The 14,651-nt window shown below is 76.0% G+C and carries 13 protein-coding genes; 6 read left to right on the top strand and 7 right to left on the bottom strand.

Going from position 1 to position 14,651, the window contains the following annotated elements; all coding sequences use genetic code 11:
* Positions 1-16: 16 nt before the first annotated feature.
* The 3 genes from panB to H7K62_RS12505 are packed head-to-tail and all read right to left on the bottom strand — an operon-like array spanning position 17 to position 4,238.
* Complete coding sequence (gene panB / locus H7K62_RS12515) at positions 17-850, bottom strand: 3-methyl-2-oxobutanoate hydroxymethyltransferase (RefSeq protein ID WP_186718575.1); 834 nt, start codon at positions 848-850, stop codon at positions 17-19.
* Positions 847-2,670 carry an NAD+ synthase gene (locus tag H7K62_RS12510; RefSeq protein ID WP_186718573.1) on the bottom strand — a complete coding sequence of 608 codons (1,824 nt, stop codon included), beginning with the start codon at positions 2,668-2,670 and terminating at the stop codon, positions 847-849. The genes panB and H7K62_RS12510 overlap by 4 nt, the downstream gene beginning before the upstream one ends.
* A gap of 38 nt (positions 2,671-2,708) precedes the next feature.
* Positions 2,709-4,238: an MFS transporter gene (locus tag H7K62_RS12505; protein ID WP_222437495.1), complete on the bottom strand. Its 1,530-nt coding sequence runs from the start codon at positions 4,236-4,238 to the stop codon at positions 2,709-2,711.
* A 55-nt stretch (positions 4,239-4,293) separates the two neighbouring features.
* Here H7K62_RS12505 and glnA point away from each other — a divergent pair, with 55 nt between their 5' ends.
* Genes glnA through H7K62_RS12485 form a run of 4 tightly spaced genes read left to right on the top strand, consistent with a single transcriptional unit; the run spans position 4,294 to position 10,244 of the window.
* Entirely contained in the window at positions 4,294-5,640 is a 1,347-nt protein-coding gene (gene glnA, locus H7K62_RS12500; protein WP_186718569.1) for a type I glutamate--ammonia ligase, read from the top strand.
* Positions 5,637-6,398: a type 1 glutamine amidotransferase gene (locus H7K62_RS23915; RefSeq protein ID WP_186718567.1), complete on the top strand. Its 762-nt coding sequence runs from the start codon at positions 5,637-5,639 to the stop codon at positions 6,396-6,398. Before glnA ends, H7K62_RS23915 begins: the two co-directional genes overlap by 4 nt.
* A complete protein-coding gene (locus H7K62_RS12490) occupies positions 6,395-9,505 on the top strand; it encodes a bifunctional [glutamine synthetase] adenylyltransferase/[glutamine synthetase]-adenylyl-L-tyrosine phosphorylase (protein WP_186718565.1) in 3,111 nt (1,036 codons plus the stop codon). Before H7K62_RS23915 ends, H7K62_RS12490 begins: the two co-directional genes overlap by 4 nt.
* Before the next feature lie 49 nt (positions 9,506-9,554).
* On the top strand, positions 9,555-10,244 hold the full coding sequence (locus H7K62_RS12485; RefSeq protein ID WP_370591751.1) for an SDR family NAD(P)-dependent oxidoreductase: 690 nt from the start codon (positions 9,555-9,557) through the stop codon (positions 10,242-10,244).
* A 406-nt stretch (positions 10,245-10,650) separates the two neighbouring features.
* On the opposite strand, the gene H7K62_RS12480 is transcribed toward H7K62_RS12485, so the two are convergent.
* From H7K62_RS12480 to H7K62_RS12465, 4 genes are read right to left on the bottom strand one after another with little or no spacing between them, the layout of a single operon-like run.
* The gene (locus H7K62_RS12480; RefSeq protein ID WP_186718563.1) at positions 10,651-10,794 is read right to left on the bottom strand and encodes a hypothetical protein; all 144 of its coding nucleotides are present in this window, start codon (positions 10,792-10,794) and stop codon (positions 10,651-10,653) included.
* Positions 10,795-10,799: 5 nt separating this feature from the next.
* Entirely contained in the window at positions 10,800-11,063 is a 264-nt protein-coding gene (locus H7K62_RS12475) for a hypothetical protein (protein WP_222437494.1), read from the bottom strand.
* A gap of 39 nt (positions 11,064-11,102) precedes the next feature.
* Positions 11,103-11,963, bottom strand: a complete 861-nt coding sequence (locus H7K62_RS12470) for a glycosyltransferase family 2 protein (protein WP_186718561.1) — start codon at positions 11,961-11,963, stop codon at positions 11,103-11,105.
* The gene (locus H7K62_RS12465; RefSeq protein ID WP_186718559.1) at positions 11,960-12,913 is read right to left on the bottom strand and encodes a glycosyltransferase family 2 protein; all 954 of its coding nucleotides are present in this window, start codon (positions 12,911-12,913) and stop codon (positions 11,960-11,962) included. Before H7K62_RS12465 ends, H7K62_RS12470 begins: the two co-directional genes overlap by 4 nt.
* Before the next feature lie 196 nt (positions 12,914-13,109).
* Between H7K62_RS12465 and H7K62_RS12460 the strand changes: the two genes are divergently transcribed.
* Together H7K62_RS12460 and H7K62_RS12455 are read left to right on the top strand one after the other, a co-directional pair.
* Positions 13,110-14,078: an NAD-dependent epimerase/dehydratase family protein gene (locus tag H7K62_RS12460; protein ID WP_186718722.1), complete on the top strand. Its 969-nt coding sequence runs from the start codon at positions 13,110-13,112 to the stop codon at positions 14,076-14,078.
* Positions 14,075-14,611, top strand: coding sequence for a 2'-5' RNA ligase family protein (locus tag H7K62_RS12455; protein ID WP_186718557.1), 537 nt, complete (start codon positions 14,075-14,077; stop codon positions 14,609-14,611). The genes H7K62_RS12460 and H7K62_RS12455 overlap by 4 nt, the downstream gene beginning before the upstream one ends.
* The last annotated feature ends 40 nt before the right edge of the window (positions 14,612-14,651 follow it).

Raw genomic sequence — 14,651 nt, 5'->3', positions numbered from 1 at the left:
AGGCTCCCTGTCCGGGCTACTCGGGGAAGGTGTGCTCCGGGCCGGGGAACGCGCGCGAGCGCACCTCCGCGGCGTACTCGGCCGCCGCCTCCCGCAGCGCGGTGCGCAGCTGCGCGTACGCCTTGGCCAGCTTGGGCGTGCGCGCCGACAGGCCCGCCATGTCCAGCCAGACGAGCACCTGCCCGTCGCAGCCGGGTCCCGCGCCGATGCCGATGGTGGGGATGTCGAGGGCCGCGGTGACCCGCTCGGCCACCGGTCCCGGCACCACCTCGAGGACGACGGCGAACGCCCCGGCCTCCTGCAGCGCCAGCGCGTCGGCGAGCAGCTCGTCGGCGGCGGACCCGCGTCCCTGCACGCGCGGCCCGCCCATGGCGTTGACCGACTGCGGCGTGAACCCGAGGTGCCCCATCACCGGGATGCCCGCGTCGACGAGCGCCTTGACCGCCGGCGCCACCCGGCGGCCGCCCTCCAGCTTCACGCCGTGGGCGAGGCCCTCCTTGAGCATCCGCACGCCGGTCCGCAGCGCCTGCGCCGGTCCCTCCTCGTAGGAGCCGAACGGCAGGTCGGCGACGACGAACGGCCGCCCGGCCCGCGTGGCCACGGCCCGCACGTGGGGGAGCAGGTCCTCCACGGTGACGGGCAGGGTGGTGGCGTGGCCGTGGAGGTTGTCACCCACGGAGTCGCCCACGAGCAGCACGTCGACGCCGGCCTCGGCGAAGACGTCAGCCGTGACGGCGTCGTAGGCGGTGAGCATGGTGATCGGCTGACCGGCGGCCTTCATCTCGCGCAGGTGGTGCACCCGCACGCGCTTCGGGGCGATCGCGGGCGCCGGAGCGCTCAGCTCGCTCATCGGGACTGCTGCTCCCGCCAGTGCGTGGTGATGGGCAGGCGCCGGTCGCGCCCGAACGCCACCGAGCTGATCTTCACCCCGGGCGCGAACTGGCGGCGCTTCCACTCCGCGCGGTCCACCAGGCCCACCACCTCGTCGACCACCTCGGTCTCGAAGCCCGCCTCCAGCAGCTCGCTGCGGCCCTCCGCGCCCACCACGTAGTGCTCGAGCACGTCGTCGAGCACCTCGTACGGGGGCAGGGAGTCCTGGTCGGTCTGGCCCGGGCGCAGCTCCGCCGACGGCACCTTGGAGATCGAGTTCTCCGGGATCGGCGGCACCTCGCCGCGCGCGGCCGCCTGCGCGTTGCGCCAGCGCGACAGCTCCCAGACCAGCATCTTCGGCACGTCCTTGAGCGGGGCGTACCCGCCCACGGAGTCTCCGTACAGCGTGGAGTAGCCGACGCTCAGCTCGGACTTGTTGGACGTCGCGAGCACGAGGTGGCCCTCGGAGTTGCTCAGCGCCATGAGCGTGGTGCCGCGCACGCGCGCCTGGAGGTTCTCCTCCGCCACCGGCGAGAGCCGCATCGCGTCGGAAAGACCCGCGGTGAACGCGTCGACCATCGGGGCGATGGGGATGGTCCGGTAGTCCAGCCCGGTGCGGGCGGCGAGGTCGTCGGCGTCGCTGCGGGAGTGCTGGGAGGAGTACGACGACGGCAGCGAGATGCCCGTCACCGCCTCCGGGCCCAGCGCGTCCACCGCGATCGCCGCGACCAGCGCCGAGTCGATGCCGCCGGACAGGCCGAGCGCCACCTTCCGGAAGCCGTTCTTGCGGACGTAGTCGCCCAGGCCGAGCTGCAGCGCCGCCCAGACCTCGCCCACCTCGTCGAGCCGCGCGCGCTCGGCGGCGGGCAGCTCCGGACGGTCCCGCTCGGGGAGGGCGTCGCTGACGACGACGTGCTGCACGCCCGCCGGCAGCCGCTGCGGGTCCGCGACACCGGAGGTCGGGCTCCCCAGCTGCAGGTCGACCAGCAGCAGGTCCTCGGCGAACTGCGCGCCGCGGGCCAGCAGCTCGCCGTCGGCGGCCACCACGAGGGAGTCGCCGTCGAAGACGAGGTCGTCCTGGCCGCCCACGAGGTTCAGCCACGCCAGCGGGCACCCGGCCTCGCGCGCGCGGCGTTGGGCCAGGGCCAGGCGCGTGTCGTCCTTGTCGCGCTCCCACGGCGAGCCGTTGAGCACCAGCAGCAGCTCCGCGCCGGCCTCCCGGGCCCTCTCGACGGGGCCGCCGTCCTGCCAGAGGTCCTCGCAGACGACCACGGCCACGTCCACCCCGCCGATCCGCGCCACCAGCAGGTCGCGTCCGGGCACGAAGAAGCGGAACTCGTCGAAGACCCCGTAGTTGGGCAGGTGGTGCTTGGCGTAGCGCGCCACCACCTGGCCGCGGTGCAGCACCGCGGCGCAGTTCTGCGGCATGCCCTTGGGCACGCCCACCACCCCGCGCTCGTCGCGGCCCGCGCCCGCGCGGGCGGCGGCCTCGACGTCCAGCTGGGTCTCGGCGTCGGTCACGCGGTCGAGGTAGCCGACGACGACCGGCACCTCGCCCAGCCCGTCCGCGGCGAGGTCGCGGGCCAGCTGCTGCACGCACGCCCGGGAGGCCTCCACGAACGAGGACCGCAGCGAGAGGTCCTCCACGGGGTACCCGGTGAGCACCATCTCGGGGAAGGCCACCAGGTCGGCGCCGGCGGCCGCCGCGGCCGCCGCGCGCTCCCTCACGAGGGCGGCGTTGCCGGGCAGGTCCCCGACGGTGGCGTTGACCTGGGCCAGCCCGAGGCGCAGCTGCGTCATGGCGCGAGCCTAGCCACGGCGGAACACGGCCCCACCGCTCAGGCGGCTCGGCGGCCGGTCTCGCCGCCGCGGTCGGCGCCGGCACGGGCGCCGCCGCCGTCGTCGTCCTCGGCAGGCTCCGAGGAGCCGTCACCGTCACCGCTGCGCCGCACGTCCACGAGGGCCACCGCCAGCGCCGCCAGGACGAGCAGCGCGCTCACGCCGAGCGCCGCCGCGAGGGCGTCGCGCGGGTCCCCGGAGGCGCTCACGGACAGGAACACCGCGCTCACCACGGCCAGGCCGATGCCGGACCCGACGCGCTGGAACGTCTGGAAGACCCCCGAGGCGCTGCCGGCGTCACGGCCGTCGATGTTCGCCAGCGAGAGGTTGACGTTGGGGCCGATCACCACGCCGCTGCCGAAGCCCGCCAGCAGGAACGGCACCAGGAGCAGCAGACCCGTCCACTGGTCGCCCACCGCCGGCGCCGCCAGCTCGACCACGGCGATGACCCCCAGCAGCCCGACGACGACGGCGACGAGCCCGCGCACCACCAGCTGGCGCCCCTGCGCCGCCACCCGCTTGCCGGCCCACGGGGCGGCCACCGCGGAGGCCAGGGCGAACGGCGTCTGCGTGAGCCCGGCCTCGAGGGCGGAGTACCGCAGCGCGTCCTGCAGGTAGAGCGTGACGGTGAAGAAGATGGCGATGAACCCGCCGAAGTACAGCGACCCCAGCAGCACGCCGGGCCCGAAGCCGGGCGCCTTGAGCAGCCCCGGGCGCGCCAGCGGCAGGTGCCCCGAGGCGGCGTAGCGGCGCTCCCAGTGCACGAACGCCCAGCCGCTGGCGGCGGCCACCGCGAGGGCCACCACCACGAGGGTCCAGCCCAGCACCTCCCGCTCCTGCACCGCGCCGAGCACGAGGCCCACGGCGACGGCGAGCAGCACCGTGCCCACCCAGTCCAGCCGCGAGCGCTCGGCGCTGGCGCGGTCGGAGATGAGCTTGAGGCCGAGCACGAAGGCCGTCGCGGCCACCGGCATGTTGACCAGGAAGACCAGCCGCCAGGACTCCTGCCACGGGACGAGGGTGATGATGACGCCGCCCAGCAGCGGGCCGACCGCCGTCGACAGGCCCACGGTGGCGCCGAACCGGCCGAAGGCGCGGCCGCGCTCCGCACCGCGGAACTCGGAGTTGATGATGGCGGTGATCTGCGGGTTGAGGACGCCCGCGCCGAGGCCCTGCGCGATGCGGGCGGCGATGAGGGCCTCGGGGCTGGGAGCGAGGCCGCACGCCAGGGAGCCGAGGGCGAAGAGCACCAGGCCCACGAGGAAGATCTTCTTGCGGCCGTAGGAGTCGCCCAGGCGGCCCGCGGGCACCAGGGCCAGCCCGAAGACCACGGCGTAGCCGGTGACCACCCACTGCAGCTGGCTGCCGGAGGCGCCCAGGCCGGAGGAGATCGACGGCAGGGCGACGTTGACGATGCTGACGTCGAGCAGGGTCATGAAGCCCGTGACGAGGCAGACCCACAGCACCTGCCAGCGCCGCGGGTCGACCTCGGCGCCGCTGTCCGGGCGCGCGGGACGGGTGGTGGTCACGACTGACCATCCTGCGGCCGGTCCGGCGCTCGCGCGCGTTCGGCATGATGCCCCCATGGACAGGCAGCAGGAGTTCGTGCTCCGTTCGGTGGAGGAGCGCGACATCCGGTTCATCCGGCTGTGGTTCACCGACGTCAACGGGTCGCTGAAGTCGGTGGCCGTGGCCCCCGCGGAGCTGGAGAGCGCGTTCTCCGAGGGCATCGGCTTCGACGGCAGCGCCATCGAGGGCCTGACCCGCGTGTCCGAGGCGGACATGCTCATGCGGCCCGACCCGGCGACCTACCAGGTGCTGCCGTGGCGCACCGACGCCGCCTCGGGCCAGGGCACGGCGCGGATGTTCTGCGACATCCTCACCCCCGAGGGGACGCCCGCCGCCTCGGACTCCCGGCAGGTGCTCAAGCGCGTGCTGGCGAAGGCCGCCGACGCCGGCTTCACCTTCTACACCCACCCCGAGGTGGAGTTCTACCTGCTCGCCGACGACGCCCGGAAGACCGGGGTTCCGGTGCCGATCGACTCCGGCGGCTTCTTCGACCACGTGGCGCGCGGCGAGGGCCAGGACTTCCGCCGCCAGGCCATCTCGATGCTCGAGGCGATGGGCATCTCGGTGGAGTTCAGCCACCACGAGGCCGGGCCGGGCCAGAACGAGATCGACCTGCGCTACGCCGACGCCCTCTCCACCGCGGACAACATCATGACGTTCCGCACGGTGATCAAGGAGGTCGCGATCCAGCAGGGCGTCTACGCGACCTTCATGCCCAAGCCGATGGCGGGCCAGCCCGGCTCCGGCATGCACACCCACATGTCGCTGTTCGAGGGCGACCGCAACGCCTTCCACGACCCGGGCGGCCAGTACGGCCTGTCCAAGACGGGCCGCTCGTTCATCGCGGGCCTGCTGCACCACGCGCACGAGATCACCGCGGTGACCAACCAGTACGTGAACTCCTACAAGCGGCTGTGGGGCGGTGACGAGGCGCCGTCCTACGTCTGCTGGGGCCACAACAACCGCTCCGCGCTGGTCCGGGTGCCCATGTACAAGCCGCGCAAGGCCGGCGCGGCCCGCGTGGAGTACCGCGCGCTGGACTCCGCCGCCAACCCGTACCTGTCGTTCGCGCTGCTGCTGGCAGCGGGCCTCAAGGGCGTGGAGGAGGGCTACGAGCTGCCCGAGCCCACCGACGAGGACGTCACTCGCATGACCACGGCTGAGCGCAAGGTCATGGGGATCACCCCGCTGCCGGCGAGCCTGGACCGGGCGCTGACCGCGCTGGAGGCCTCCGACCTCGTGGCGGAGACCCTCGGCGAGCACGTGGTCGACTACCTGCTGCGCGACAAGCGCGAGGAGTGGAACCAGTACCGGGCCCAGGTCACGCCGTACGAGCTGCGGCGCCACCTCCCGGTCCTGTGACAGGGCCCACCCGCCCCACCGCCCTGGTGGTCGAGCACGAGGCCGGCTGCTCGCTGGGCCGGCTCGGCCAGCAGCTGGCCGACCCGGTCAGCGGCGCCCGCCTGGACGTGCGCCGGCCGTGGGCCGGTGACGCGCTGCCGCAGGGGCCGGACGCCCTCGACGGGGTCGACCTGCTCGTCGTCCTCGGCGGGTCGGTGGCCGCGTGGGAGGACGACGCCGCGCCGTGGCTGCCGGCGACCCGCGCCCTGCTGGCCCGCGCGGCCACCGACGGCACGGCCGCCCTGGGGCTGTGCCTGGGGGCGCAGCTGCTGGCTCTGGCCACCGGCGGCCTCGTGGAGCGGGGGGCCGCCGGGCCCGAGGTCGGCCTGGTCGAGGTGCGCGTCAACGACGCCGGACGGGCGGACCCGCTGCTGGGCGCGGTGGCGGGGTCGCTGGGGGACCGGTGGCCCGTCGCCCAGGCCCACGGCGACGCGGTGACGCAGCTGCCCCCCGACGCGGAGCTGCTCGCCTCCAGCGACCTCTACCCCGTGCAGGCGCTGCGGGTGGGGGAGCGGGCCTGGGGCGTGCAGTACCACCCGGAGGTGGAGCCGACGGACCTGGCGAGCTGGCTCGAGGACCACCACCCCGGCCTCCTGGCCGAGCGCGGCACCAGCGTGGCGGCGGAGATGGCGGCCGTGGCCGCGGCCGAGGAGCACCTGGCGCAGCTGGCGGCGGTGCACGCCCGAGCGCTGCTCGCGGCGGCGGCGCGACCGCGGTGAGCCCGACCCCCGGCAGCGCCGCCGGCCCCGAGGTCGGGGCGCGCCTCGACAGCGCCGCGGCCCAGCTGCTCCGCCAGGGCTTCACGGGCGGTCGCAGCGCGGTGAAGCTGCTGTCCGACCGCTCCCTGGAGCCGCTCGCGCGGCGCACGGGCGGGCTGGACGGGGTGGTCGCGGCGCTGGGGGCCACCGCCGACCCCGACCGCGGCCTGCTGGCGCTGGTGCGGCTGCTGGAGCGCACCGACGAGGCGGCCCTGCTCGACGTGCTCGCCGAGCCCTCGCCGGTGCGCGACCGGCTGCTGGCGGTGCTGGGCGGCTCGGTGGCGCTCGGCGAGCAGCTGGTCCGCCACCCCGAGCAGTGGCGCGCGGTCACCGAGGACCCGCTGCGCCCGCCGGTGGACGAGGGCGTGGACGGCTTCGGCGACGACGACGACGCCGAGCGCGGCGGGGACCGCGCCGCGGTGCGCGCGCTGCTCCTGCGGGCCGTGGGCGCGGACCCGGCCGACCCGGCCCCGGTGGCGTCGCTGACCGGGGACGCCGGGCGCGACGCGCTGCGCGTGGCCTACCGCGAGCGCCTGCTCGCCGTCGCCGGGGCGGACCTGGCCAGCGCCGACCCGCTGGCCGCCGTGGACGCCGTCACGCGGTCCCTGTCCGACCTGGCCGACGCTGCGCTGGAGACCGCGCTGGCGCTGGCCCGCGCGGCGGTGGAGGGGTCGGCGGCCTGCCGCCTGGCCGTCATCGCGATGGGCAAGTGCGGTGCGCGGGAGCTGAACTACGTCAGCGACGTCGACGTGGTCTACGTGGTGGCCCCGGGCTCGGACGGCGGCGCCGGGGTGGCCGACGAGGAGACCGCGATCGCCGTCGGCGCGAAGCTGGCCAGCGAGCTGGCGCTGGCGTGCTCGGCCACCACCGCCGAGGGCGTGCTGTGGCCGGTGGACGCCAACCTGCGCCCGGAGGGCCGCGACGGGCCGCTGGTGCGCACCCTGGAGAGCCACCTGCAGTACTACCGGCGGTGGGCGAAGACGTGGGAGTTCCAGGCGCTGCTCAAGGCCCGCCCGGCCGCGGGCGACCCCGACCTGGGCGCCGCGTACGCCGCCGCCACCGCCGACCTCGTCTGGCGCGCCGCGGACCGCCCCGACCTCGTGCCCGGGGCCCAGGCGATGCGCCGCCGGGTGGAGGACCACGTCCCGCCCAAGGAGCGCGAGCGGCAGCTGAAGCTGGGCCGCGGCGGGCTGCGCGACGTCGAGTTCAGCGTGCAGCTGCTGCAGCTGGTGCACGGCCGCACCGACCCGGCGCTGCGCACCGCGAACACCCTCGACGCGCTGCAGCGCCTGGCCGCGTACGGCTACGTCGGGCGTCACGATGCCGCCGAGCTCGACCACGACTACCGCTTCCTGCGGGTGCTCGAGCACCGGCTGCAGCTCAAGGCCGTGCAGCGCACGCACCTGCTGCCCACCAGCGAGGCCGACCTGCGCCGCCTCGGCCGCGCCGCGGGTGTGCCCGGCGGTGTCGAGGGCCTCCAGCGCGAGCTGGCCGTGGTGCGCCGCCGCGTGCGCCGCCTCCACGAAGCCCTGTTCTACCGGCCGCTGCTGGCCGCCGTCGCCGCGCTCAAGCCCGACGAGGTGCGCCTGTCGCCCGCGGCAGCGCAGGCGCGGCTCGGCGCGCTGGGCTACCGCGACCCGGCGGGCGCGCTGCGGCACATCGCGGCGCTGAGCTCGGGGGTGAGCCGGCGCGCGGCCATCCAGCGCCAGCTGCTGCCGGTGATGCTCGGGTGGTTCGCCGACGGCGCGGGGCCCGACGAGGGGCTGCTGAGCTTCCGGCGGATCAGCGAGAAGCTCGGCGGCTCGCACTGGTACCTCAAGATGCTGCGCGACGAGGGCGCCGCCGCCCAGCGCGTGGCGGTGGCGACGTCGTCGTCGCGGCTGGTCGCCGACGGCCTCGAGCGCGACGGCGAGGCCGTGCGCTGGCTGGGGGACGACGCCGAGCTGGCCCCGCGGTCGCGCGCGGCGCTGCGCGCGGAGGTGACGCGGGCCAGCGGCCGCCACGAGGACCTCGCCGACGCCGCGGGCGTGGTGCGGCGCCTGCGCGGCCGGGAGGTGCTGCGCACGGCGCTGGCCGACGTGCTGGGCCTGGTGGACGGGCCCGCGGTGCGCGAGGCGCTGAGCACGGCCACCGGGGCGGTGCTCGACGCGGCGCTGGACGTGGCCTGGCGCTCTCCGGCGGTGCTGGCCGCGGGCGGCGGGGAGCGTCTGACGCGCTTCGCCGTGGTCGGGATGGGACGCCTGGGCGGGGCGGAGATGGGGTACGGCTCCGACGCCGACGTCGTCTTCGTCCACGACCCGCTGCCCGGCGTGCGCGGCGCGGACGCGCAGGACCAGGCCCTGCTGCTGGCCGCGGAGATGACGAGGATCCTCACCGCCCCCGGGCCGGAGCCGGCGCTGGAGGTGGACGCCCGGCTGCGCCCGGAGGGCCGCAACGGGCCGCTGGCCCGCTCGCTCGGCTCCTGCCGGGAGTACTACCGCCGCTGGTCGGAGCCCTGGGAGGCGCAGGCGCTGCTGCGCGCCGTCCCGACCGCCGGCGACCTGGCGGTGGGACGCGCGTTCTGCTCGCTCGTGGACCCGCTGCGCCACCCCGACGGCGGCGCCGACGAGGCGGTGCTGCGCGAGGTGCGCCGCGTGAAGGCGCGCGTGGAGGGCGAGCGGCTGCCGCGCGGCATCGACCCGCGCCGCCACCTCAAGCTGGGCCCCGGTGGGCTGGCGGACGTCGAGTGGACCGCCCAGCTGCTGCAGCTGCGCCACAGCGGTGACCTCCCGGCGCTGCGCACCCCCTCCACCACCGGCGCGCTGCGCGCCGCCGCGGAGGCGGGGCTGGTGGCCGAGCACGACGTCGAGGTGCTCGTGGAGGCGTGGGAGTTCGCCTCGCGGCTGCGCGACGCCCTCGTGCTGCACAGCGGGCGTCCCACGGACGTGCTGCCGCGGGAGGCGCGCGACCTCGACGCCGCGGCCCGGCTGCTCGGGTACCCGGCCGGGTCGGCCACGAGGGTCGAGGACGACCTGCGCCGCTCGTCGCGCCGCGCCCGCGCCGTGGTGGAGCGCGTCTTCTACGGCTGAGGCGCGCCCCGGACGTGCGGCGGCGCGGTGGTCGGGAGAGGCTGCGTCGGTGGACCTGCAGGGAGCTCGGGTGCTGGTGACGGGTGCGACCGGGGGTCTGGGCCGCCCGACGGCAGCCCGCCTCGCGGCGGCGGGGGCGCGGCTCGCGCTCACCGGCCGTGACGAGGGCCGCCTGGAGGAGCTGGCCGGCTCGCTGCCCGGGGAGCGGCCGCTCACCGCGGCGGCCGACCTCACCCTGCCCGACCAGCCTGCCGCCGTCGTCGACGCGGCGGTGGCGCACCTGGGCGGGCTCGACGCCGTGGTCCACCTGGCGGGGGCGTCCGGCTTCTCCGCGGTGGGCTCCGAGGACGACGACGCCCTCGACGAGCTGCTCCTGGTCGACTACCTGGCCCCCGTCCGCCTGCTGCGCGCGGCCCTGCCGGCGCTGCGCGAGACCAGGGGCACCGCGCTCGTGGTGACCGCCGTGCTCGCCGAGGGCCCGGTCGCGGGCATGGCCGCGTACGGCGCCGCGAAGGCGGCGCTGTCCAGCTACGTCGGCGCGGCGGCCAAGGAGCTGCGCCGCGACGGCGTCCGCGTGGTGGACGCCCGCCCGCCCCACACCGAGACCGGCCTCGCCGACCGGCCGCTGACCGGCACCGCGCCCAGGCTGCCGCGCGGGAAGGACCCCGACGACGTCGCCGCGCGCCTGGTGCAGGCCCTCGTCGACGACGAGCGCGAGGTCCCCTCGAGCGCCTTCTGATCCGGGGCACTTCCGGACACCGGGAGGAGGCGATCCGCCCCTTCGATCGAGGTCCTGCCCCTTGAGGCGATTTCCCGCCCCATCACCGTGTCCGATGGGGCGGGAAATCGTCTCAAGGGGCGGATCGGCGGACGGACGGGCCGCCCGAGCGGACGAGACTCCGGCACCGTCGACAAGGAGCCGGTCTCAGCAGCCGCAGCTCTTCAGCGTCGGGTCCAGCAGGGCGTGCTCGGCGATGACCCGGCCCTCGCCGACGACGAGCGCGAGGTCCCCTCGAGATCGTTCTGGGCGCTTCCAGAGTTGGCCCTTGCTTTCGGAGATCGTGAGTCACGAGGAGTAAGGGCCAACTCTGGAAGCAGCCGGAGCACGACCCGGCCCCCGTGTGCGGAGGCGCGGGGTCGACCGGTCAGCAGCCGCAGCTCTTCAGCGTCGGGTCGAGCGGGGCGTGCTCGGCGATGACGCGGCCCTCGCCGTCGTACCAGGTGAACAGCTCCACGCCGTCGACGAAGCCCTCGCTGACCAGCCGCACTTCCCCGTCACCGGTGCTCACGCCGCTCATCCTCGCGCGGCACCGCCCCCGCGGCGAGGGCGCTTGCCGCGCCAGGCCAGCGACTGCGCGTCCAGCGGGCGCAGCACCGCGTCACCGCCGTCGGCGATGTCCTCCGCCAGCGCGACGGCGTGGGCCAGCTGGGCGTCGTCCAGGCGCTCGAAGGCCGGACCGCGGCGCCCTGCCGTGCCGGAGCGGCCGAGCACGTCGTACCAGCACCCGCCCACGGCGTGGTCGAGCACCACGCGGCCCAAGCAGTGGTCGGCGTGCACCACCCAGCGCCCGCGCGCGCGAGGAGCGCGTCACGGCGCTCACTGGCCCAGCGACCGGGCGACCGCCTCCAGCGGCGGCGGGACCACGCGGCGGGCGCGCAGGGCCCGCGGGGCGTCGCGCAGGGCCGGGACGAGCGCGGCGCGCTCGGGGCCGCCGGCTCGCCAGGCGCGCGCGACCCGCGCCGCCACCACGGGCCAGGGGCGCCGCATGAGCGCCGTGAGCAGCGCCGAGCGCGTGATGCGGGTGCGGCGGCGCTCGTCGGTGTCTCGCGAGGCCGACCTCTTCGGGTGGTGGTGCACCACCAGCTCGGGCACGTAGGCGCTGCCCCATCCGTCGCGCGCCAGGTCGAGCGCCACCCGCTCCTCCTCGCCGGGGAAGACCACCACGTCGTCGAAGCCGCCGACGGCCAGGAACGCCGACCGGCGGACCACCGCGGCGCAGGCGATGAAGCCCAGCGTCGACGGCCCGGGCAGGTCGGGCTCGGTCCCCAGCGGTGCGGCGGCCAGCACGTCGTTGAACGGGTCGGGCCGCTCGGCCTCGCCCACGAGGATGCGCGCCGTCAGCAGTCCCGCCCGCGGGTGGGCGTCGAGCAGCTCCACGGCGTGCTCCAGCGACCCGGGCGCCCACCAGGAGTCGTCGTCGGCGAAAGCCACGTAGGGCGTCGACGCTCGCTCCACGCCGAGCGTGCGGGCGGCCGCTCCGCGGTTGGCCGGCAGGGGGACCACCTCCACCTGCGGCAGCGCGGCGCGGACGGCCTCGACGGTGCCGTCGCTGCTGCCGTTGTCGACCAGCAGCACGCGCAGCCCCTGCGCGAGGTGGCGCGGCAGAGAGGCCAGCAGCTCCTCGCGCCGGTCCATGCTCGCCACCACCACGGTCACGGAGTCCGAGGGCGAGCTCATCCGACGTAGCTCCTCGCCGTCGACCGGGTCTGGGCGTCCTCCAGGGCGAGGAAGCGCGCCTCGGCGTGCGGCGGCAGCGGCCGGCGCTCGCGCAGCACCCACGGCAGGCCCCGCACCGCGTCGGCCACGGCCAGGGCGGTGGTCCGGTCCTTGGGGACCTGCCGGGCGAGCACGCGCAGCCGCCGCAGCGCCGCGGGCCAGGGGCGGCGCAGCAGCGTGAACCAGACGGTGTTGCGGATGCCGTGCCGGCGCCGCAGGGAGGAGTCGCGCAGCGCCGAGGCCCGGTGGTGCACGGTGAGGTCGGGCAGGTAGCACAGCTCCCAGCCGGCGGCGGCGAGGTCGGCGGCGCACATCTCCTCCTCCCCGCCCAGCCACAGCCGCGCCGAGAACCCGCCGACCTGGCCGAACGCGTCGACGCGCACCACCGACGCACCGGCCAGGAAGCTGCCCAGCGCCGGCCCCGGCAGGCCGGGCCGCGAGCCCACCACGGGGGAGTCGCGCAGCTCCGCGACGATCGGGTCCTCACGGCCGCTGGGCTCCACGACGATGCGAGCGGTGAGCACGGCGACGTCGGGGTGAGCGTCCAGCACGTCGCCGGCGCGCGCGAGGCTGCCGGGCTCCCACCAGGTGTCGTCGTCGCAGAACGCCGCGTACCGCAGACCCAGCTCCGCCAGGCGCGCCACCCCGACGTTGCGCCCCACGGCGCCCGCGTTGTGCGCCAGCGGCACCACCTCCAGCCGCTCGGACGCCACGGCCGCCGGGTGGGCGCGGCGCAGCGCGCCCGCCGTGCCGTCCGTGGAGCCGTTGTCGACGACGACGACGCGGGGCCGCTCGGGCAGGTCCAGCAGCCGCCCGACGGCGGCGAGGGCCTCCTCGCGGCGCTGCCAGGTGATCACCACCACGCCGAGGCGCGGGTCGAGGGGCTCGTCGGGGGAGGAGGTGCTGGGCATCCCGGCCGATCCTGCCTCCGGGGCGCTCGGTTCGCGCGTCCAGCGCCGGTGGGGTCAACTGGTCCCGACAGCGCCAGCGAGGTCGAGCAGTGCGGCCCGACGACGCCGTGACCGGGGAGTCCCCACCGTGGCCCAGCCCAGCACCAGCCAGCCCGACAGCCAGCGCAGCACCACCGGACCGACCACCGGCTCGACCGTGCTGCCGCAGCGCGGCTTCCGCCGGGCGGTCGTGACCGGCGGGGCCGGCTTCCTCGGCAGCCACCTGTGCGAGGAGCTGCTCGCGCGCGGCACCCAGGTGGTGTGCCTGGACTCCTTCCTCACCGGCGGGCCGGGCAACGTCGCCCACCTCGCCGAGCGCTACCCGTCCTCGCAGTTCCGGATGGTCCGCTGCGACATCACCGACTTCGTGCACGTCCCCGGCGACGTCGACCTGGTGCTCCACTTCGCCTCCCCGGCCTCCCCGATCGACTACCTGCAGCTGCCGATCGAGACCCTCAAGGTCGGTGCGATCGGCACCCTGCACGCCCTCGGGCTGGCCAAGGAGAAGGGCGCGCGCTTCCTGCTGGCCTCCACCAGCGAGGTCTACGGAGACCCGCAGGTGCACCCGCAGCCGGAGGACTACTGGGGCCACGTCAACCCCGTCGGACCGCGCGGGGTCTACGACGAGGCCAAGCGCTACGGCGAGGCCATGACCACCGCCTACCGCACCACGCACGACGTCGACACCGCCATCGTGCGCATCTTCAACACCTACGGGCCGCGGATGCGCCCGCACGACGGGCGCGCCATCCCCACCTTCATCCGCCAGGCGCTGGCGGGGGAGGACATCACCGTGGCCGGGGACGGGATGCAGACCCGGTCGGTCTGCTACGTCGACGACCTGGTGCGCGGCATCCTCGCGCTGGCCGGCAGCGGCCACCCGGGCCCGGTCAACGTGGGCAACCCCCACGAGATGACGGTGAAGAAGATCGCCGAGGACGTGGTGGCCGCCACCGGGTCCCGCTCGGAGATCAGGTTCGTGGAGCGCCCCGTGGACGACCCGCAGGTGCGCCGCCCCGACACGACGCTGGCGCGCACGCTGCTGGGCTGGGAGCCGAGCGTGCCGTGGGAGCAGGGCCTGGCCAGCACCGTCGAATTCTTCACGGGGCTGCGGCAGGCCGCATGACGGACGGTGCGGACGGACGGCCGCTCGTGGTGACCCTGGCCCTCGACGACGACAGCCAGGAGCGCCTCGACGGCCTCCGCCGCACGCACTTCCCGGCGGACCGCAACCACCTGCCCGCCCACGTGACGCTCTTCCACGCCCTGCCGGGGCAGGAGGTGGCGCGCGTCCGGGGCGTCCTGGCGGAGGAGGCCCGCACGGACGCCTTCGACGTCCGCGTGGGGGAGGTGCAGCGGCTGGGCCGGGGCACCGCGCTGCGGCTGGTGGCGCCCGAGCTCGACGCGCTGCACCACAGGATGCTGCGGCGCCTGCGCGACGAGCTCGGCGACGACGCCCTCACCGCCCAGGACCGCCAGCGCCTGCGCGCCCACGTCACGGTGCAGAACAAGGTGACCCCCGAGGCCGCGCGCCAGCTCGCCGACCGCCTGGAGGTGTCCATCACCCCCTGGACGGCGCGGGCCCGGGCCCTCGAGCTGTGGCGCTACGACGGCGGCCCCTGGTCCCCCGAGGAGACCCTGCCCCTGCCCTCCCCGTGATCATGGACTTCCCGCGCACTTCCCGCCGTGATCATGGGCG

Origin of the sequence: Quadrisphaera sp. RL12-1S (genome assembly GCF_014270065.1) — a bacterium.
Taxonomy (GTDB): Bacteria; Actinomycetota; Actinomycetes; order Actinomycetales; family Quadrisphaeraceae; genus Quadrisphaera.
The sequence above is the reverse complement of the archived record's forward strand: the minus strand, read 5'-3'. Positions and strand labels throughout refer to the sequence as shown.